The sequence below is a fragment of the Mycobacteriales bacterium genome (assembly GCA_035995165.1).
Lineage (GTDB): Bacteria > Actinomycetota > Actinomycetes > Mycobacteriales > CADCTP01 > CADCTP01.
The window spans coordinates 36137-56405 of record DASYKU010000120.1 but is presented as its reverse complement, the minus strand read 5'-3'; the positions used below and the strand labels follow the sequence as shown (position 1 = coordinate 56405).

The 20269-nt window shown below is 72.2% G+C and carries 17 protein-coding genes, 1 tRNA gene and 1 pseudogene; 10 read left to right on the top strand and 9 right to left on the bottom strand.

Annotation, left to right across the window (positions count from 1 at the left end):
- The 8 genes from VGP36_20215 to rpmH all read right to left on the bottom strand — a co-directional run.
- On the bottom strand, positions 1 to 924 hold a 924-nt coding region (locus VGP36_20215; GenBank protein ID HEV7657035.1), incomplete at its 3' end, for a ParB/RepB/Spo0J family partition protein.
- Positions 921 to 1859 carry a ParA family protein gene (locus tag VGP36_20210; protein HEV7657034.1) on the bottom strand — a complete coding sequence of 313 codons (939 nt, stop codon included), beginning with the start codon at positions 1857 to 1859 and terminating at the stop codon, positions 921 to 923. The genes VGP36_20210 and VGP36_20215, both read right to left, overlap by 4 nt.
- A gap of 194 nt (positions 1860 to 2053) precedes the next feature.
- Positions 2054 to 2707, bottom strand: coding sequence for a 16S rRNA (guanine(527)-N(7))-methyltransferase RsmG (gene rsmG / locus VGP36_20205; protein HEV7657033.1), 654 nt, complete (start codon positions 2705 to 2707; stop codon positions 2054 to 2056).
- A 24-nt stretch (positions 2708 to 2731) separates the two neighbouring features.
- Positions 2732 to 3238: a R3H domain-containing nucleic acid-binding protein gene (locus tag VGP36_20200; protein ID HEV7657032.1), complete on the bottom strand. Its 507-nt coding sequence runs from the start codon at positions 3236 to 3238 to the stop codon at positions 2732 to 2734.
- An 87-nt stretch (positions 3239 to 3325) separates the two neighbouring features.
- A complete protein-coding gene (gene yidC / locus VGP36_20195) occupies positions 3326 to 4597 on the bottom strand; it encodes a membrane protein insertase YidC (protein HEV7657031.1) in 1272 nt (423 codons plus the stop codon).
- The gene (yidD, locus tag VGP36_20190) at positions 4591 to 4980 is read right to left on the bottom strand and encodes a membrane protein insertion efficiency factor YidD (GenBank protein HEV7657030.1); all 390 of its coding nucleotides are present in this window, start codon (positions 4978 to 4980) and stop codon (positions 4591 to 4593) included. Before yidD ends, yidC begins: the two co-directional genes overlap by 7 nt.
- Positions 4977 to 5393: a ribonuclease P protein component gene (gene rnpA, locus VGP36_20185; GenBank protein HEV7657029.1), complete on the bottom strand. Its 417-nt coding sequence runs from the start codon at positions 5391 to 5393 to the stop codon at positions 4977 to 4979. Before rnpA ends, yidD begins: the two co-directional genes overlap by 4 nt.
- 17 nt (positions 5394 to 5410) lie before the next feature.
- Complete coding sequence (gene rpmH, locus VGP36_20180) at positions 5411 to 5548, bottom strand: 50S ribosomal protein L34 (GenBank protein ID HEV7657028.1); 138 nt, start codon at positions 5546 to 5548, stop codon at positions 5411 to 5413.
- 409 nt (positions 5549 to 5957) lie between these two features.
- Between rpmH and dnaA the strand changes: the two genes are divergently transcribed.
- The 6 genes and pseudogenes from dnaA (at position 5958) to VGP36_20150 (ending at position 13310) form a co-directional block, all read left to right on the top strand.
- On the top strand, positions 5958 to 7394 hold the full coding sequence (gene dnaA, locus VGP36_20175) for a chromosomal replication initiator protein DnaA (GenBank protein ID HEV7657027.1): 1437 nt from the start codon (positions 5958 to 5960) through the stop codon (positions 7392 to 7394).
- Between the two features lie 361 nt (positions 7395 to 7755).
- On the top strand, positions 7756 to 8877 hold the full coding sequence (gene dnaN, locus VGP36_20170; GenBank protein ID HEV7657026.1) for a DNA polymerase III subunit beta: 1122 nt from the start codon (positions 7756 to 7758) through the stop codon (positions 8875 to 8877).
- Between the two features lie 76 nt (positions 8878 to 8953).
- The gene (gene gnd, locus VGP36_20165; GenBank protein ID HEV7657025.1) at positions 8954 to 9895 is read left to right on the top strand and encodes a decarboxylating 6-phosphogluconate dehydrogenase; all 942 of its coding nucleotides are present in this window, start codon (positions 8954 to 8956) and stop codon (positions 9893 to 9895) included.
- 6 nt (positions 9896 to 9901) lie between these two features.
- Positions 9902 to 11008, top strand: a pseudogene (recF, locus tag VGP36_20160) (DNA replication/repair protein RecF).
- Between the two features lie 73 nt (positions 11009 to 11081).
- On the top strand, positions 11082 to 11669 hold the full coding sequence (locus VGP36_20155) for a DciA family protein (protein ID HEV7657024.1): 588 nt from the start codon (positions 11082 to 11084) through the stop codon (positions 11667 to 11669).
- A gap of 225 nt (positions 11670 to 11894) precedes the next feature.
- Positions 11895 to 13310, top strand: a complete 1416-nt coding sequence (locus VGP36_20150) for a sulfatase-like hydrolase/transferase (protein HEV7657023.1) — start codon at positions 11895 to 11897, stop codon at positions 13308 to 13310.
- Positions 13311 to 13493: 183 nt separating this feature from the next.
- On the opposite strand, the gene VGP36_20145 is transcribed toward VGP36_20150, so the two are convergent.
- Entirely contained in the window at positions 13494 to 14249 is a 756-nt protein-coding gene (locus VGP36_20145) for an alpha/beta hydrolase (GenBank protein ID HEV7657022.1), read from the bottom strand.
- A gap of 303 nt (positions 14250 to 14552) precedes the next feature.
- Between VGP36_20145 and gyrB the strand changes: the two genes are divergently transcribed.
- From gyrB to VGP36_20125, 4 genes are all read left to right on the top strand, one after another.
- A complete protein-coding gene (gyrB, locus tag VGP36_20140) occupies positions 14553 to 16487 on the top strand; it encodes a DNA topoisomerase (ATP-hydrolyzing) subunit B (protein ID HEV7657021.1) in 1935 nt (644 codons plus the stop codon).
- Positions 16488 to 16523: 36 nt separating this feature from the next.
- On the top strand, positions 16524 to 19004 hold the full coding sequence (gyrA, locus tag VGP36_20135; protein HEV7657020.1) for a DNA gyrase subunit A: 2481 nt from the start codon (positions 16524 to 16526) through the stop codon (positions 19002 to 19004).
- Between the two features lie 2 nt (positions 19005 to 19006).
- On the top strand, positions 19007 to 20053 hold the full coding sequence (locus VGP36_20130) for a DUF3566 domain-containing protein (protein ID HEV7657019.1): 1047 nt from the start codon (positions 19007 to 19009) through the stop codon (positions 20051 to 20053).
- A 92-nt stretch (positions 20054 to 20145) separates the two neighbouring features.
- A tRNA-Ile gene (locus VGP36_20125) sits at positions 20146 to 20222 on the top strand.
- Positions 20223 to 20269 lie beyond the last annotated feature (47 nt).

The following is a 20269-nucleotide window of genomic DNA, read 5'->3' as shown; positions in this document are numbered from 1 at the left end:
GACGATCTTGCCCTTGCGGCGGCCGAGCTCGACCTTGACCCGGGTGTCGAAGTTGTCGGAGAGCCGGTCGGCCAGGTCGGTGAGCGCGGGCGCACTGACCCGGCGGGCCGGCGCGGACCGGGTCGGGGTCGGCTTCTCGTGGGCGGCCAGGGCGACCAGCTCCTCGACCGCCCGGACCGAGAGGCCCTCGGCCACGATCCGGGTGGCCAGCGCGTCCTGCGCCTCGGCGTCGTCGAGGGTGAGCAGCGCCCGGGCGTGCCCGGCCGAGAGCACCCCGGCCGCGACCCGGCGCTGGACCGGCACCGGCAGGTTGAGCAGCCGGATCGTGTTGGTCACCTGGGAGCGGCTGCGGCCGATGCGGCCGGCCAGCTCCTCGTGGGTGGTGCCGAATTCGTCCAGCAGCTGCCGGTACGCCGCCGCCTCTTCCAGCGGGTTCAGCTGGGCCCGGTGCAGGTTCTCCAGCAGCGCGTCGCGCAGCATCGCGTCGTCGGCGGTGTCCCGCACGATCGCCGGGATCGTGGCCAGGCCGAGTTCGCGGCTGGCCCGCCACCGCCGCTCACCCATCACCAGCTCGTACGCGCCCGGGCCGGTCTCGCGGACGACCACCGGCTGCAGCAGGCCGAACTCGCGGATCGAGGTCTTGAGCTCGTCCTGCGCGTCCTCGTCGAAGACCTGGCGGGGCTGCTTCGCGTTCGGCCGGATCGCAGCGATCGGCACCTCTCGGAAGCTCGCCCCCGGCACCGCCGCCGGCTCCTGCGCGACTGGCACCGGCGGAGGCGACGGCGACGGCGAGGGCGACGAGGCGGGCGAGGGCGACGAGGCGGGTGGGTCCGCGACCGGAGCGACCTCGACCGGCGGCGTCTCGACCGGAGCAGTCGGGATCAGCGCCCCGAGCCCCTTGCCGAGCCCGCCCCGACGGCTCACACCGGCTCCCGCGGCGCCATCGGCGCCAGCCGGCTGCCGCGGTCGGCGAGCTCACGGGCCGCCTCGTAGTAGGTCAGCGCACCCCGCGAACCCGGGTCGTACGTCATCACCGACTGACCATATCCGGGTGCCTCCGACACCCGGACCGATCTGGGGATGACGACGTCGAGGACCAGCTCGCCGAAGTGGTTGCGGACCTCCTGGGCGACCTGGTCGGCGAGCTTGGTGCGCCCGTCGTACATGGTCAGCAGGATGGTGGAGATCAGCAGGCCGCTGTTGAGGTGCGACTTGATCAGCTCGATGTTGTTCAGGAGCTGGCCCAGGCCCTCCAGCGCGTAGTACTCGCACTGGATCGGGATGAGCACCTCGTCGCCGGCGACGAGCGCGTTGACCGTGAGCAGGCCGAGCGAGGGCGGGCAGTCGACCAGGATGTAGTCGACCTCGGTGCTGTACGCGGCGATCGCCCGGCGCAGCCGGTGCTCCCGGGCCACCACCGAGACCAGCTCGATCTCGGCGCCGGCCAGGTCGATCGTGGCCGGCACGCACCAGAGGTTCGGCGCCTGCTCGACCGGCACCGCGGCCTCGGCCAGCGGCATCCCGTCGACCAGCACCTCGTAGATCGAGGGCGTCCCGCTGGAGTGCTCGACGCCGAGGCCGGTGCTCGCGTTGCCCTGCGGGTCGAGGTCGATGACCAGCACGCGCAGCCCGTGCATGGACAGCGCGACGGCGAGGTTCACCGTGCTGGTCGTCTTGCCGACGCCGCCCTTCTGGTTGGCCACCGTCATGACCCGGCGGTGGGTCGGGCGGGGGAACGTGTCCTCGCCCCCGGTGTTGCGGACCCGGACAGCCTGCGCGGCCTCGCGCATTATCGGGGTGTCGAAGCTGTCGTTCTCCGGCGGCGCCGACCCGACCGCGTCGTCCAGGACGCTCCTGATCCGCGTCCGGCTGGCATCGAGCTCGGTCACGGTCTCATCCTCGCTGGTGTCATCGTCCGCGGAGTGCGACTCGCCGCCGCTCCGGGACCCGAACCACCCGACCGGGGCCGGCGTGCCGGTCACGGGCAGGACGTCCGGTGTGGGCGGTATCGGCCATCCGATCGGTCCGGATCGGTGGGTAGCCCCCGTGCTCGTCACCGTGCTCGGCCTCCTCGTGCCGTCGCCCGCACCGTACCCCTGGTCACGACGACCACCGTCGCGGGCGGATCTCCTACCTCGGTGACCACGGCGTCCGCCGCGTCGGCCAGCGGTTGGACCGCGGCCAGCTCTTCCGCCGCGGTCGACCCCTTCAGCGCCAGCAGCAGACCACCGGAGCGCAGCAGCGGGAGGCACCAGCCGGCCAGCTTGTCCAGGGGTGCGACCGCACGGGCGGTCACCACGTCGGCGCCACCGAGCTCCCGCCGGATGTGGCCCTCCTCGGCCCGGCCCCGGACCACCGTCACGGTGTCCAGGCCGAGCTGCTCGACGCACTCGGTGAGGAAGGCGGCCCGCCGGGCCAGCGGCTCCAGCAAGGTCACGCGCAAGTCCGGCCGGGCCAGCGCGAGCGGGATGCCGGGCAGGCCAGCCCCGCTGCCGACGTCGACGACGCGGGCCCGGTCCGGGACCAGCGCGGCGATCGCAGCCGAGTTGAGCAGGTGCCGGTCCCAGAGCCGGGGCACCTCCCGCGGGCCGATCAGCCCGCGGATGGTGCCGTCGGTCGCCAGCAGCCGCGCGTACGCCGCCGCCCGGTCGACGGCGGGACCGAAGACCGCGGCGGCGTGCGGCGGTACGACCAACTCAGTGTCCACAGTGGACACTCATACGAGCCCCGATCAGTCCGGCAGGACGACGACCCGGCGGTCCGGCTCCTCGCCCTCGGACTCGCTGCGGACCGCGTCGATCTCGGAGATCGCGTCGTGCACGACCTTCCGCTCGAACGGGTTCATCGCGTCCAGCCGGACGGGGGCGCCGGAGTCCTTGACCTCGGCGGCCGCGTCCCGGGCGATCACGGCCAGCGCCGTACGCCGCCGGGCCCGGTAGCCGCCGACGTCCAGCATCAGCCGGCTGCGCAGGCCCGTCTGCTGCTGGACCGCGAGCCGGGTCAGCTCCTGCAGCGCGTCGAGGGTGGCTCCGTTCGGACCGACGAGGCCCTGCAGCCCGTCGCCGACCACCGCCACGACCGCGCGGTCACCCTCCACGTCGAGGTCGATGTCACCGTCGAAGTCGACGATGTCGAGCAGGCGCTCCAGGTAGTCGCCGGCGATGTCGCCCTCCTGGACTAGCAGGGCCTCACCACGCTCCGGGCGCTCCGGGCGCTCGGCCGCGTCGGCCGTCTCGATGTCGCCGCCGACCGCGGTATCGGTCACGGGAGTGTCGGTCACGAAGGTCTCCAGATCGGTGGTGCCATCGGTGGAGGCAGAACGCGCTCAGCGGCGCTTCTTCTTCTGCCGGGTCTGGGTCGGGGAACGCTGCCCCGCGGGACGCCGACCGCCGTTGCCGCTGGGGCGCGCGCCAGGGCCGGGCTTGGCCCGGGGAGCCGGCGGGGGTGAGGCCGGGGCGTCGGTGCTGTCGGTGTCGTCGGCCGTGTCCTCGGCCGTGTCGTCGGCCGTGTCGTCGGCCATGTCCTCGGGCTCCGCCGCGGGGGCGGTCCCCTTCGCGGCCGGCGCCTTGCCGTTCGGGCTCTTGCCGTTCGGCGCCTTGGTCGGCGTCTTGCCCGTCGGGCTCTTGGCCGAGGGCGTCTCGGCCGCCTTGCCGGTGTCCGAGTCGACGTCGAGCGGCACGCCGTCGATGGTGGTCCCGTCGGCGACGGCGTCGGTCAGCGCCGCGGTGCGCTTCGTCGGGCGGACCGGCTTCTGCCCCGGCTTCGGGGCGAGCGCCTTGGCGACCTCGGGGTCGACGGTCTCCTTCTGCGCGTTCGGGTGGGGCATCCGCCTCAGGATGTAGAACTGCTGCCCCATGCTCCACAGGTTGTTGGTGAACCAGTAGAAGAGGACACCGATCGGGAAGAAGAAGCCGGAGACCGTGAGGCTGGCCGGGATGCCGTACAGCATGAGCTTCTGGATCATCGCCTGCTGCGCGTCCAGCGTGGTGGTGCTGCGCAGCATGACCTGCCGCTGGGTCGTGTACGTCGCGGCGACCATCAGCACGATGAGGACCAGAGCGACGACGTGCGTCGCGCTCGCGCTGGCGCCGACGATCGAGCCGACCAGGTTGCGCGGGTCGGAGAACGCGCTGGCGATCGGGGCGCCGAAGACCGTGGCCTTGCCGGCGCTGGCGGCCTGGACCGCGGTCCAGTGGTACTCGCCGTAGAGCGCCGGCGCCTTGTCCGTCCCGATCAGGCGCAGCACGTGGAACAGCGAGATGAAGACCGGCGCCTGCATGAGGATCGGGAGGCAACCGCCGATCGGGTTGAAGCCCTCTTCCTTCTGGAGCTTCATCATCTCCGCGGAGAGCGTCTGCCGGTCGTTCTTGTACTTCTCCCGCAGCGCCGCGATCTTCGGCTGCACTTCCTGCATCTTGCGCTGGCTGTGCACCTGCTTGATGAAGAAGCGGAACAGGAGCAGCCGGATGGTGATGACCAGGAAGGCGATCGACAGGCCCCAGGTCAGCCCGCTGTCCGGGTTCATTCCGATCGCGCTGAACAACTCGTGCCAGCGCAACAGCACCCAGGAGACCGCGATATAGAGGAAGTTCAGCAACGGGGTGCTCCTGTCGGGCTCGACGTCGGCGCGTCGGGTCGGGGGCTGGGGCCGGTATGTCCAACGGTCGGCGGCACGGGGTCGTGCCCACCAGGGTGCCAGGGTCCGCAGCGCAGCAGGCGGCGGGTGGCGAGCCAACCCCCGCGAACCGCGCCGAACCGCTCGACCGCCTCCACCGCGTACGCACTGCAGGTCGGGGTGAACCGGCAGGCCGGCGGCCGCACCGGGCTGATCCACCGCTGGTACGCCCGGACCAGCCGGATCAGCACCCGCGCCAGCGTCGAGCGGCCCCGGCGCCGGGTGAGGAAGTCACGGACGGCGTCGTAGAGCGCGAGCAGCACGACGATCGCGACCAGGACCCCGGTCACCTGCCAGGCCGTCACGACGTCACCGCCGGCACCGGCAGCAGCCGGTCGAGCGCCGCATCGAGGTCCCGGGCGAGCGCCGGGGACGAGGAGCCGGCGGCCGGCGGCAGCGCCCGGACCACGAGGATCGAGCCCGCCGGAAGCCGGCCGTACCGGTCCCGGACGAGGTGCCGCAGCTGCCGCGCGGTCCGGTGCCGGACGACGGAGTTGCCCACCGCCCGCCCGACCACGAACCCGGCCCGAGCCGACTCTCCCGGCGAGAACGCCGGGCCCGCTGGCGCCGGAGCCTCGGACCGAGACGCCAGCGCCTCGGATGAGGACTGGGCCAGCAGCAGGTGGGCGACGAGGGTTCTTCGGCCCGCTCGCCGACCTCGGCGGACGGCGAGCGTGAAGTCCTCGCGCCGCCTCAGACGCGCGGGCGCCGGTAGCACGGCATTGCCCGCGGCCGTCAGGCCGAGAGCTCGCCGCGGCCCTTGCGGCGGCGGGCGGAGAGGATGGAGCGGCCCGCGCGGGTGCGCATGCGAAGCCGGAACCCGTGGGTCTTCGCCCGGCGACGGTTGTTGGGCTGGTAGGTGCGCTTGCTCACGAGCGGGCTCCAAGACGGCAGGTCGGCGGCGGGATTCCTGGACGCGGCCTCCGGACCTCCGGTCGCCGTACTCCAGGCGCGGCCGGCCGCCGGCAGGCGGCGGACGGACTCACGACCCTCCAACGGTACGGAACCGCGCCCGGCCCGGTCAAACGGCCGGTCCTGCAGGCGTCACCATGCCGGTCCCCGCAGCCGTCACCGTACGGCGTTCGCTCCGGTTGTGGGCGGTGTGTCGGGCGCTGTACGGTGCCAGTCCGCCGGCTTCCCCCAACCGGTTCTCCTCAAGTGCACCGGCACTCGTCGGGACGGTCGAGCAACGCACCGAGGACGGCCCACAACGATCCGTGGGCAAATAGATACACAGCCTGTGGACAGCCGTGTGGACAAGAGGGCGACGCCACAGTGAGCTGTGGTCGCGGGGAGGAGCGTGCGCGTGCCGGAGGATACGACTGCCGATCTCGAGTCCCTGTGGGCACACGCCATCGAGGGCCTGGCCGACAGCACGGTGACGCCGCAGCAGCGAGCCTGGCTGCGCAACACCCGGCCGCTCGGCCTGCTCGACGACACCGCCCTGCTGGCCGCCCCGAACGAGTTCACCAAGGACGTGCTGGAAACCCGGCTTCGGCCGATGATCACCCGGGCGCTGTCCGAGCTGCTGGGGCGGGACATCCGGGTCGCGGTCACGGTCGAGCCGCCGGCGGCGGACGAGCCGGAGACCGCGGACGAGGAGCAGATCGCCGAAGACACCCAGCCCGGGCTGCTCTGGCCGCCGCGGGCGACCGGGGGCGGCCGGACCCAGACCCGGCTCGAGCCGGCCCGGCTGAACCCGAAGTACACCTTCGAGACGTTCGTCATCGGCGCCGGCAACCGGTTCGCGCACGCCGCCGCGGTCGCGGTCGCGGAGGCGCCGGCCAAGGCGTACAACCCGCTGTTCATCTACGGGGACTCCGGGCTGGGCAAGACGCACCTGCTGCACGCGATCGGGCACTACGCCCAGCGGCTGTTCCAGAACGCCCGGGTGCGGTACGTGAGCTCCGAGGAGTTCACCAACGACTTCATCAACTCGCTGCGCGACGACAAGCAGTCCGCCTTCCAGCGGCGCTATCGCGACAACGACGTACTCCTGGTCGACGACATCCAGTTCCTGGAGAGCAAGGAACGGACCCAGGAGGAGTTCTTCCACACGTTCAACACGCTCCACAACGCGAACAAGCAGATCATCATCAGCTCGGACCGGCCGCCCAAGCAGCTGTCCACGCTGGAGGACCGGCTGCGGACCCGGTTCGAGTGGGGCCTGATCACCGACGTGCAGCCGCCGGACCTGGAGACGCGGATCGCGATCCTGCGGAAGAAGGCCGCGCAGGAACGGCTGAACGCGCCGCCGGACGTGCTGGAGTTCATCGCGTCGAAGATCCAGTCGAACATCCGCGAGCTCGAGGGCGCGCTGATCCGGGTCACCGCGTTCGCCAGCCTGAACCGGCAGAGCGTGGACCTGACGCTGGCCGAGATCGTGCTGAAGGACCTCATCGCCGACGACGACCGGCCGGAGATCACCGCCGCGACGATCATCGCCGCGACGGCCGAGTACTTCGGGATCACCATCGACGACCTCTGCGGCCAGTCCCGCAGCCGGGTCCTGGTGACGGCCCGCCAGATCGCGATGTACCTGTGCCGGGAGCTGACCGACCTCTCCCTGCCCAAGATCGGCCAGACCTTCGGCGGCCGGGACCACACCACGGTCATGCACGCCGACCGCAAGATCCGGTCCCTGATGGCCGAGCGCCGGCAGATCTACAACCAGGTCACCGAGCTCACCAACCGGATCAAGCAGCGGGCCCGGCAGTGATCTCCGCACCCCCGCTCAGATGTGCACAGCTTGGGGAGAAGTCTGTGGACAACTGGGGACGGTACGTGGACGACGGTGGACGTTCGCTCGTCGTCCACCGGCCGGAAGGGGTCCGGCGGGATTTCCGCACAGCCGGTCCACACGGCGGCGAAGGCACCGGCCTGGACCGACGTACTCCGTCCACAGGATCCACAGCACCTACTACGACTCCGGTTCTCTCTATCCACCAGAGGAAGAACCGAAACAGTCTGTGGGCGGCCGCTCTGGGGACGGCTGCTCGGCACCGAGCGGGGCCGGGCATGATGGGCACCCACAGCACCGGCCCGGCCGGTGCGGGCACCGCGATCGAGGAGTGCGGCCGATGAAGTTCCGGGTGGAGCGCGACGCGCTCTCCGATGCCGTCGCGTGGACCGCGCGCAGCCTGCCGGCGCGGCCGGCCGTCCCCGTCCTCGGTGGCGTGCTGCTGGAGGTCACCGACCAGACGCTCACCGTCTCCGGCTTCGACTACGAGGTCTCCACCCAGGTCGAGGTCGAGGTGCACGCCGCGGTCGCGGGCCGGGCCCTGGTCAGCGGCCGGCTGCTGGCGGAGATCAGCCGGGCGCTGCCGCCGCACCCGGTCGACCTGTCCGTGGACGGTCCGAAGGTCACGATCAGCTGCGGCAGCGCGCGGTTCACGCTGCCGCTGATGCCGGTCGAGGACTACCCGACCCTGCCGACGATGCCGACCACCGCGGGCCTGGTCGACTCGGCCACGTTCGCGACCGCGGTCTCCCAGGTCGCGGTCGCGGCCGGCCGGGACGACACGCTGCCGATGCTCACCGGCGTCCGGCTGGAGATCGAGGGCGACGAGCTGCGGCTGGCTGCCACCGACCGGTACCGGCTGGCAGTGCGGGAGCTGCCGTGGAAGCCGGAGCAGAACGAGCTCGCGGCCCAGGTGCTGATCCCGGCCCGGACGCTGTCGGAGTCGGCCAAGACGCTGACCACCGGCTCGGAGATCACGCTCGCGCTGGCCAGCGGTGGCGCCGGCGAGGGCATGATCGGCTTCGCCGGCCCGGCCCGGCGGACCACGACCCGGCTGCTGGACGCGGAGTTCCCCAAGTACCGCTCGCTGTTCCCGTCGGAGTGGTCGGCGACCGCGGACATCCCGGTGCCGGCGCTGCTGGAGGCGGTCAAGCGGGTCGCGCTGGTCGCCGACCGCGGCACGCCGGTCCGGCTGGACTTCACCGACGGGATGCTCTCGCTCGCCGCCGGCGGCGACGACGAGGGCCGGGCGGAGGAACAGGTCGAGTGCCAGTTCTCCGGTGAGCCGCTGACGATCGCGTTCAACCCGACGTTCCTGCAGGACGGGCTGACCGCGGTGCACGCGGGGATGGCCCGCATGTCGTTCACGACCTCGAGCAAGCCCTCGGTGATCACCGCCGTGGACGGCGACGGCGCGGTCGACTTCCGCTACCTGATCATGCCGGTGCGGCTGCCCGGTTAGTCCGGACCGGCGGTATGCCGGCACGGATGCCGGGGGCAGACTGACGGCGACGACAACGACGTTCTCGGAGGTCGCGGTGCAGATCGGTCTCATCGGGCTCGGCAAGATGGGCGGCAACATGGCCCAGCGCCTGCGCCGCGGCGGTCACACGGTGGTCGGCTTCGACCGCAATGCGACCGCGGCGCGGGACGTGGCCAGCCTGGAGGAGCTCGTCCAGAACCTGGCCAAGCCCCGGGTGATCTGGGTGATGGTCCCCTCCGGTGACCCGACCCGGGAGACTGTCAAGGAGCTGGGCGGGCTGCTGGAGGCCGGCGACGTGGTCGTCGACGGCGGTAACTCGCGCTACACCGACGACCAGATCCACGCCAAGACGCTGTCCGAGAAGGGCATCCAGTACGTGGACGCCGGTGTCTCCGGCGGCGTGTGGGGCCTGCAGAACGGCTACGCGCTCATGGTCGGCGGCGACGACGACGCGGTGGCCAAGGTCCAGCCCGCGTTCGACACGCTCAAGCCGTCCGAGGGTGGCTTCGTGCACGCCGGCAAGGTCGGCGCCGGCCACTTCGCCAAGATGGTCCACAACGGCATCGAGTACGGGATCATGCAGGCCTACGGCGAGGGCTACGAGCTGCTGGAGACCTCCGAGCTCGTCACCGCCGTGCCGGACATCTTCCGCAGCTGGACCCAGGGCACCGTGATCCGGTCCTGGCTGCTGGACCTGCTCGTGCGGGCCCTGGACGAGGACCCGGACCTGAAGAAGATCCGCGGCTGGGCCGAGGACTCGGGCGAGGGCCGCTGGACGCTGCAGGCCGCGATCGAGCACGCGGTGCCGATGCCGGTCATCGCGGCGGCGTTGTTCGCCCGGTTCCAGAGCCGGCAGCAGGACTCGCCCGCGATGAAGGTCGTCGCCGCCCTGCGCAACCAGTTCGGCGGGCACGCGACCCGGACCGAGGACGAGCCGGTCGTCGGCATCACCCCGGAGGACCACCCGGACGCCGCGCCGCCCGCGCCCGCCACCTGAGCCGCGGTGTACGTCCGGCACCTCTCGGTCACCGACTTCCGGTCCTGGCCCGCGGCCGAGGTTCCCTTCGAGCCCGGGCCGAGCGTGCTCGTCGGCCCGAACGGCGAGGGCAAGACCAACCTGGTCGAGGCGCTGGGCTACGTCGCGACCCTGGGCTCGCACCGGGTCGCCACCGACGCGCCGCTGGTGCGGGAGGGCGCGGCCCGGGCCGTGGTCCGGGCCGCGGTGGTCAGCGGCGGCCGGGAGCTGCTGGTCGAGCTGGAGATCAACCCGGGCAAGGCCAACCGGGCCCGGCTCAACCGCGGGCCGGTGCCGCGCCCGCGGGAGGTCCTGGGCGCGCTGCGCTCGGTGCTGTTCGCGCCGGAGGACCTGGCGCTGGTCCGCGGTGACCCGGGCGAGCGCCGGCGGTTCCTGGACGATCTGCTGGTCCAGCGCACCCCGCGCTACGCGGGCGTCCGGGCCGACTACGACCGGGTGCTCAAGCAGCGCGGCGCGCTGCTGAAGACGGCCCGGGCCCACCGCGGTTCCGGGGCCGGCGCCGACCTGCGCACGCTCGACGTCTGGGACGGCCACCTGGCCCGGTACGGCTCGGAGCTGCTGGCCGGCCGGCTCGCCCTGGTCCGGGACATCGCCCCGTATGTCGCCAGCGCGTACGACGAGGTGGCCCGGGGCGGCGGGCCGGCCGCGGTGTCGTACTCGTGCTCGCTCGGGGACGCGCTGCCGCCGGACGAGCCCGGGCCGGAGCTGCTGGAGGCGGCGCTGCTGGCCGAGCTGGCCCGGGTCCGGTCGGCCGAGCTCGAGCGCGGCGTGACGCTCGTCGGCCCGCACCGGGACGACCTGGTGCTCTCCTTGACCGGCCGGCCGGCCAAGGGGTACGCCTCGCACGGCGAGTCCTGGTCGTACGCGCTGGCGCTGCGGCTGGCCTCGTACGAGCTGCTGACCGCGGACGGGGCCGAGCCGGTGCTGGTGCTGGACGACGTCTTCGCCGAGCTGGACACGGCGCGCCGGAGCCGGCTGGCCAAGCTGGCCGCCCGGGCCGAGCAGGTGCTGGTCACCGCGGCCGTCGCCGACGACGTGCCGACGGAGTTGCTCGGCGCCCGGTACGACGTGGCCGACGGCCTGGTCCGGCGGGTCCGGTAGGTGTGTTGTGACCCCTGAGCCTGGCGAGACGCCTGTGGATGGCGCTGTGGAATCTGTGGACAAAGCCCCGGCAGAAGCCGACGCCGCCGAGGCCGATGCCGGGCGGCAGCGGACCGCGGACGCCGCCGAGGCCGACGCCGGGTTGGGGCGGGCGGCGTTGGACGTCGCCCGGGCCGCCTCCCGCCGGTCGCCGCTCCGCTCCGGCCGCCGGGTCGCCGGCCGCCGCCGCCCGGACGCGGAGACCCGTCGTGGCGGCTACTCCGGCGCCGGCCCCGACCAGCGGGACCCGCAGCCGTTCGGATCGCTGGTCCGGCGGCTGGTCGCGGACCGGGGCTGGGAGGCGACCGCGAAGTCGGCGACCGTGCTGGCCGGCTGGGACCGCATCGTCGGCGCCGAGCTCGCCGCCCGCTGCCAGCCGGTCAGCCTGCGCGAGGGCGAGCTGACCCTGGCCGCGGAGTCGACGGCCTGGGCGATGCAGCTGCGCGGGATGCTGCCGACGCTGATGACCCGGATCCGGACCGAGCTCGGCCCGGAGGTGGTGACCCGGATCCGAATCCACGGGCCGACGGCCCCGACCTGGAACAGCGGCCCCCGCCGGGTCGCCGGCCGCGGTCCCCGCGACACCTACGGCTAGGGAACATCGCCGTATGACGGGGCCGGCCCGCCGCAGCACGGCAGCCCGGCGAACGCGCCCCGGGCCCGCCACCGCGACCGGCGACCTCACCGCCACGCTCATCGCCGCCTGACCCGTCCGGCCGGGCCTGGACGAGCCGTCCGGCCCCATCTGGCCGGTTCGGGCACCTCGTCATTAACACCCGCGTAACCTCCCGGCAAAGCTCGAACCCGCGGAGGTGCAGCGATGCGCGTGCGTTCCCTGGCCGCAGCACTCGTGCTGGCCGTCACGCCCCTGGTCGTCCCGCTGCCGGTGACCGGCGTGACCGGAGTGGCCACCGCGGCGACGAAGCCGAACATCGTCTTCTACAACCTCGACGACCTGCGCGACGCGGTGCCCGGCAACATCGACCCGATGACGTTCATGCCCAAGACCCGGGCGTGGATGGCGGCCGGCCGCCGGTATCCGCAGCACTTCGTCACCGACCCGGCCTGCTGCCCGTCCCGGTCCTCGCTGATGACCGGGCGGATGCCGCACAACAACGGGGTCCGGGTGCAGTCCCAGGGACCGGCCTTCGACTCCGCGCACTCGATGGCCTGCTACCTGCGGACCGCGGGCTACTCGACGTACGTGGCCGGGAAGTTCCTCACCACCTGGCCGCGGACGACCACGCCGCCCTGCTTCGACCACTCGACGGTCATGTGGGGCGGCTACAACAACGTCGCGGTCCGGGTCGACGGCGCGGCCCGGACGATGGCCGGCTACTCGACGACCGGCCTCGGCGTCCGGGGCCGGGAGTACATCACCAGCGCGCTCGCCCTGGCCAAGCCCTTCCTGCTCTACGAGACCCCGCAGGCGCCGCACTGGGTGGACGTCACCAACCCGGACGGGACCACCACCCAGCGCGCGCTGCCCGAGCCCAAGTACGCCGCCGCCCCGGTCCCGGCCTGCTCGGCGCCGGTCGAGGCCAACCGCCAGGACAAGCCCCCGTACGTGCGCAACACCAGCCGGACCCCGGCGCAGGGCCAGGAGATGTGCGCCAGCCAGCTGCGGGCGATCATGACCGCGGACGACGAGTTCGACGCGACCATGCAGCTGCTCTCGACCCGCGGCGTGCTGGCCAACACGCTGGTGATCTTCTCCTCGGACAACGGCTACATGTGGAGCGACCACGGCCGGACCGAGAAGTTCGTCCCGTACGAGCCCTCCCTGCGGACGCCGCTCTACCTGCGCTGGGACGGGCAGATCCCGGCGGGGACCGAGGCCGGCCGGCTGGCCTCGTACGTCGACCTGCTGCCGACGATGCTGGCGGCGGCCCAGTTCACGCTCCCGGCCGCGGCGCCGCGGCTGGACGGCGAGTCGCTGCTCACCCCGAGCCACCGGACCACCGCGTACGCCGAGTACTTCAAGGACCCGGCGAACGGGCTGGTCCCGACCTGGAAGGCGATCAGGACCGCGACGGTGAAGTACATCCAGACGTACGCGGAGAACGGCACGGTGTCCTTCCGGGAGTACTACAACCTCACCGCCGACCCGACCGAGGACACCAACCTGCTCGCCGACGGCAATGCCGCCAACGACCCGCCGGCGGCGGAGCTGTCCGCGCTGGCGGCCCGCCTCACCGCTCTGAGCACCTGCGCCGGCGCCGCCTGCGTGGTCTGACCCGTTCCGGCCCGCGCCGGCCGCCGCCTGCGCGAGACCCGCCCCGGCTCGCGCTGGCTGCTGCCCGTGCGCGAGACCCGTTCCGGCCCGCGCCGGCTGCCGCCTGCGCGACCCGCTCCGGGCCGCGCGGCCGAGCTGGCCCGCGCCCCGCTCAGCGGCCGGCCGCGGCCGGGCCGGCCCCGCTCAGCGGCCGGGCGACTGAGTCGTGAAGGCGTCGACCGCGGCCAGCCACTCCGCCGGCAGGTCGCGGTGCAGGCAGTGCCCGCCGGCCAGCTCCACGAACCGCTCCGCCGGCATCGCCGCGCGCACCCCGGCCCGGGCCGCGCCGACCAGCGCGCTGCCGGCGCCCTCCGGCGCGGCCAGGACCAGCACCGGCACGTCGGCCGCGCCGACCAGCGCCGGCATGTCCCAGCCCCGCAGTCCCGACCGGAGCCCGGCGGCGATGGCGGAGGAGTCGGCCTTCTCTATCCCGCGCACGTCGTGCTCGACGTCCTGCGCAGCCCAGCCCGGGTGGTCGGCCCGGGACCGCCGGACCAGCCGCTCCCGGTCCAGCCGGGCGATCTGCGCGTCCAGCTCGACGCCGTGCGCGAGCTCCTCGCCGGCCCGACCGAGCCCGCCCGGCGGGTCCTCCAGCACGACCGCGCGGGCGAAGCCGGGCTGCCGCGCGACCGTGGAGATCGCTGTGGCCGCCCCCATGCTGTGCCCGACGAGCAGGTCGACCGGCCCCGGCACCTGCGTGGTCACGCTGTCGACGAGCGCCTCGGCGGTGAGCGGGCCGTCCAGCCGGTGGCCGCCGTGCGCGGCCAGGTCGATGGCGGTCACGTCCCAGCCCCGCTCGGCCAGCGCCGGCCCGATCTGCCACCAGGTCCCGGCCAGCGACATCATCCCGTGCAGCAGGACCGCGTTTCCCCGCCCGTTGCCGGACCACGTGAGCGCCATGCGAGCGTCCTTCCCGAGCCGATGGCAGAGCGAACGCGGGAATCGCGGAGACGGCTTTCAGCGGCTGCCGACCCCCCGGTGTACGTGGGGGACCTTCGCGGTCGGTAGTTGGACAGGCTCACGACTCGTCAGACGGCAGCGATGCCCCGTTCTGAGGCAATGACGCGGTAGGCTGGAGGAGATACTTCCGCGTGCGGCGGCTCCAGGGCCCACGACGCTGATCCAGCGTCAGCCGGCCCAGAGCCGCCGCCCGCGTGCCCACCCCAGGTCCCGCCGCCGAGCGGCGGGAGGAAGCGAGCGCGCGTGGCTCCCAAGGCACCGTCGACCGACTACAGCGCGAGCTCGATCACCGTCCTCGAGGGTCTGGAAGCGGTTCGCAAGCGCCCCGGAATGTACATCGGGTCCACCGGGGAGCGGGGGCTCCACCACCTGGTGCAGGAAATCGTCGACAACGCCGTGGACGAGGCGCTGGCCGGCTACTGCGACACGATCGTCGTCACGCTGCTCAAGGACGGCGGTGTCCGGGTGTACGACAACGGCCGTGGCATCCCGGTCGACCGGCACCCGGTGGAGAAGCGGCCGGCCATCGAGGTCGTGCTGACCACGCTGCACGCGGGCGGCAAGTTCGACGGCAAGTCCTACGCGGTGTCCGGCGGCCTGCACGGCGTCGGCGCGGCCGTGGTCAACGCGCTCTCGACCAAGCTCACCGTCGAGATCCTGCGCGACGGATTCACGTGGAACCAGGAATACACCGACAGCCGGCCGGGCCCGCTGCACAAGGGCGCGCCGACCCGCAAGCACGGCACCACGGTCACCTTCTGGGCCGACGCGAACATCTTCGAGTCGGTCATCTACTCGTTCGAGAACCTGTCCCGGCGGCTGCAGGAGATGGCCTTCCTCACCCGCGGGCTGTCGATCACGCTCCGGGACGAGCGGGACGAGATCCCGAACGAGGTCACGTTCATGTACAAGAACGGGATCGAGGACTTCGTCCGCCACCTCAACGCGACCAAGGAGCCGCTCCACAAGTCGGTCATCGGCTTCCAGGTCGAGGGCACCGGCATCGCGGTCGAGATCGCGATGCAGTGGAACAGCACCTACTCGGAGTCGGTCTACACGTTCGCCAACGCGATCAACACGCACGAGGGCGGCACCCACGAGGAGGGCTTCCGCGCCGCGCTGACCGGCCTGGTCAACAAGTACGCGCGGGACAAGAAGCTGCTCAAGGAGAAGGACGAGAACCTCACCGGGGACGACATCCGGGAGGGCCTGGCCGCGATCGTCTCGGTCAAGCTGTCCAACCCGCAGTTCGAGGGCCAGACCAAGACCAAGCTCGGCAACACCGAGGCGAAGACCTTCGTGCAGAAGGCCTGCAACGACTGGCTGGCCGACTGGTTCGAGCGCAACCCGGCCGAGTCCCGGACGATCATCACCAAGGCATCCTCGGCCGCCCGGGCCCGCAAGGCGGCCCAGGAGGCGCGCAAGCTGGCCCGCCGCAAGGGCCTGCTCGACGTGGGCTCGCTGCCGGGCAAGCTGGCCGACTGCCGGTCGACCGACCCGGCCCAGTCCGAGCTCTACATCGTCGAGGGCGACAGCGCCGGCGGCTCGGCCAAGTCCGGCCGGGACTCGATGTTCCAGGCGATCCTGCCGATCCGCGGCAAGATCATCAACGTCGAGAAGGCCCGCATCGACCGGGTGCTGAAGAACAACGAGGTCCAGTCGCTGATCACCGCGCTGGGCACGGGCATCCACGACGACTTCGACATCTCCAAGCTGCGCTACCACAAGATCGTGCTGATGGCGGACGCCGACGTCGACGGCCAGCACATCCGGACCCTGCTGCTCACCCTGCTGTTCCGGTTCATGCGGCCGCTGGTCGAGGCCGGCCACGTCTACCTGGGCCAGCCGCCGCTCTACAAGCTCAAGTGGCAGCGCGAGACCCCGCAGTACGCGTACTCCGACCGCGAGCGGGACGGGCTCGTCGAGGCCGGTGTGCAGTCGGGCAAGAAGCTGCCCAAGGAGGGCGGCATCCAGCGCTACAAGGGCCTGGGTGAGATGAACGCCAAGGAGCTCTGGGAGACCACGATGGACCCGGCCACCCGGATCCTCGGCCACGTCACTTTGGACGACGCTGCAACAGCGGACGAGCTGTTCAGCGTCCTCATGGGAGAGGACGTGGAGGCGCGGCGGAACTTCATCATCCGCAACGCCAAGGACGTCCGCTTCCTGGACATCTGACCGGCCCGCCCCACTACCTGAGAGGACCGTGACCGAGTGGTCGACGTGACCATTCCGCCGACGGGCGGTGGCGACCGGGTCGAGCCGGTCGACATCCAGATCGAGATGCAGCGGTCGTACATCGACTACGCGATGTCGGTCATCGTCGGCCGGGCGCTGCCCGACGTCCGGGACGGCCTCAAGCCCGTCCACCGCAAGATCCTCTACGGGATGTTCGACAGCGGCTTCCGCCCCGACCGGCCGTACGTGAAGTGCGCCCGGGTCGTCGGCGACGTCATGGGTAACTACCACCCGCACGGCGACACGGCCATCTACGACACCCTGGTGCGGATGGCCCAGCCGTGGTCGCTGCGGGCCCTGCTGGTCGACGGCCAGGGCAACTTCGGCTCGCCCGGAAACGACCCCGCCGCCGCCATGCGGTACACGGAGTCGCGGCTGACCCCGCTGGCCATGGAGATGCTGCGGGACATCGACAAGGACACCGTCGACTTCTCGCCCACGTACGACGGCAACACGACCGAGCCGGACGTGCTGCCCAGCCGGATCCCGAACCTGCTGGTCAACGGCGGGTCCGGGATCGCGGTCGGGATGGCGACGAACATCCCGCCGCACAACCTGCGCGAGGTCGCCGCCGGCGTCACCTGGGCGCTGGAGAACCCGGACGCGGACGACGACGAGACCCTGGCCGCCCTGATGGAGCGGATCAAGGCCCCGGACTTCCCGACCGCGGCGCTGATCGTGGGCCGGGACGGGATCGAGGACGCGTACCGGACCGGGCGCGGGTCGATCCGGATGCGTGCGGTCGTCACGGTCGAGGAGGACGCCCGCGGGCGGACCATCCTGGTCGTCACCGAGCTGCCCTATCAGGTCAACCCGGACAACCTGGCCGAGTCGATCGCCGACGCGGTGCGCGACGGCCGGCTGGCCGGGATCAGTGAGATCGCCGACGAGTCGTCCGACCGGATCGGCCGGCGGCTGGTCATCACGCTGCGCCGGGACGCGGTCGCCAAGGTCGTGCTGAACAACCTCTACAAGCACACCCAGCTGCAGACCACGTTCGGCGCGAACATGCTGGCCCTGGTCGACGGGGTGCCGCGGACGCTGCGGCTGGACCAGTTCGTCCGCTACTACGTGACCCACCAGATCGAGGTCATCGTCCGGCGGACCCGCTACCTGCTCCGCCAGGCCGAGGAACGCGCCCACATCCTGCGTGCGTTGCTCAAGGCCATCGACCAGCTCGACGCGGTGATCGCGCTGATCCGGGGCAGCGAGTCGGCCGACGCCGCCCGCGGCGGCCTGATGCAGCTGCTGGAGATCGACGAGATCCAGGCCACCGCGATCCTGGACATGCAGCTGCGCCGGCTGGCCGCCCTGGAGCGGCAGCGGCTGCAGGACGAGTTCGCCCGGATCGAGGCGGAGATCGCCGAGTACAACGCGATCCTGGCCAGCGAGACCCGGCAGCGCGAGATCGTCCGGGACGAGCTCGCCGAGATCGTGGAGAAGTACGGCGACGACCGCCGCACCCGGCTGGTGTCCTACGACGGCGACGTGTCCATGGAGGACCTGATCGCCGAGGAGGACGTGGTCGTCACGATCACGCGCACCGGCTACGCGAAGCGCACGAAGACCGACCTCTACCGGGCCCAGCGGCGCGGCGGCAAGGGCATCCAGGGCGCGGCGCTGAAGCAGGACGACATCGTCGCCCACTTCTTCGTCACCTCGACCCACAACTGGATCCTGTTCTTCACCAACAAGGGCCGGGTCTACCGGGCCAAGGCCTACGAGCTGCCGGAGGCCAACCGGGCCGCCCGCGGCCAGCACGTAGCCAACCTGCTGGCCTTCCAGCCCGAGGAGAAGATCGCGCAGGTCATCCAGCTGCGCGACTACGAGGTGGCGCCGTACCTGGTGCTGGCGACCCAGCGCGGGCTGGTGAAGAAGACCCGGCTGGTCGAGTTCGACTCCAACCGGGCCGGCGGCATCGTCGCGATCAACCTGCGCGAGGACGACGAGCTCATCGCGGCCTCGCTGATCGAGCCGAGCGACGACCTGCTGCTGGTCAGCCGTCAGGCGCAGTCGATCCGGTTCCGCGCCGACGACGAGTCGCTGCGACCGATGGGTCGCGCGACCAGCGGCGTGATCGGGATGCGGTTCGGCACCGAGGACGAGCTGCTGGCGATGGAGGTCGCCCGCGAGGGCATCGAGTTGCTGGTCGCGACCGAAGGTGGGTATGCCAAGCGCACGAAGCTCGACGAATACCCGGTCCAAGGTCGCGGAGGCAAGGGTGTGCTGACGGCGCGTATCGTGTCCACCCGTGGCGGACTCGTGGGCGCGCTCGCGGTCCGTCCCGAGGATGAGGTGTACGCGATCACGTCCAACGGGGGCGTCATCCGTACGAGTGCCCGTGAGGTCCGGCGAGCGCAGCGGCAGACGATGGGAGTCCGGCTCATGAACCTCCCCGACGGCGTCACCCTGGTTGCGGTGGCGCGCAACGCGGACGAGCCGGACGAGCTGGGATAGCGATGAGCGAACCGCGGTACCAGACGAGGGTCAGCGACCCGGACGAGACCACGCGCATCCCCAAGGACGCGCTGGACGCGCTCCGGGACGCCGACCAGGCCCAGGACGGGTCCGCGCCGGCCGGCCACCCCACCGGCTCGCAGCCGGCGGCACCGGTCCGGCCGAACGGGTCCGGTCCGGGCTCCGCGCCGGCTCCGCGCACCGGCACGCCGCCGTCCGGACCGAACAGCGGCGCGACGCCGTCGGTCCGGCCGGACGCGCCGGCGGGGTTCCGGCCCTCGACCAACGGGTCGGGCGCACCGTCCGGGCCCTCCGGCGCTCCGGGCATGGGTCTGTCCGGCGGTCCGGCTGGCGCTCCCGCCGGCCTCGGTGGTCTGTCCGGGTCGCCGTCGGGGGCACCGAGCGGTCCGTCCGGGTCGCCGCCGGGCTCCCCGTCCGGCGCCACCCCGGCGGCGAGCGGGACCAACGGCTACCGGCGGTCCGAGACCGGCTACTCGCCCGCGGCGTACCCGAACCCGGGGTCGTACGGGTCGGGCTTCTCCTCGCTGTCGGACGTGCCCACCACGGTGACCGCGCCGGGCGCGGCCACCGCGGGCATCGGCCTCGGCACCGGTGCGGCGAGCAACACGGCCGCCGCCCGCAGCGCCCTCGGCGCGGCGACGCGGCCGAGCTCCCGGCAGTCCGGTGGCGCCCGCCCGGCCCGCCGGGCCCGGCTGCTGGTCCGGCACATCGACCCGTGGTCGACGCTGAAGTTCTCGTTCGTGCTGGCCGTGGCGATGTTCTTCGTCTGGCTGGTCGCGATCGGCGTGCTCTACGGCGTGCTCGACGGGATGGGCGTCTTCGACCAGATCAACGGGCTCTACGACGAGGTCTCCGGCAACGGCGGCAACTCGCTGTTCTCGCCCGGCCTGGTCCTGGGCACCGCGGCCATCATCGGCGTGATCAACATCGTGTTGTTCACGGCGCTCTCGACGATCGGCGCGTTCGTCTACAACATCTGCTCCGACCTGGTCGGGGGCATCGAGGTGACCCTCGCCGAACGGGACTGACGCGGGCTCGTCCCGCGTCAGCTCCGCGACGCCGGGCCGGGGATACCGGGTTGGGAGGCCGTCTCCCCGCCGTGTAATCTCGTCCCGCACCCGGGCCTGTAGCTCAGTTGGTTAGAGCGCATCCCTGATAAGGATGAGGCCGGAGGTTCAAGTCCTCCCAGGCCCACCACCCCTCCCGGGACACGTCCACGACAACGCCGTCCAGACACACAGGAG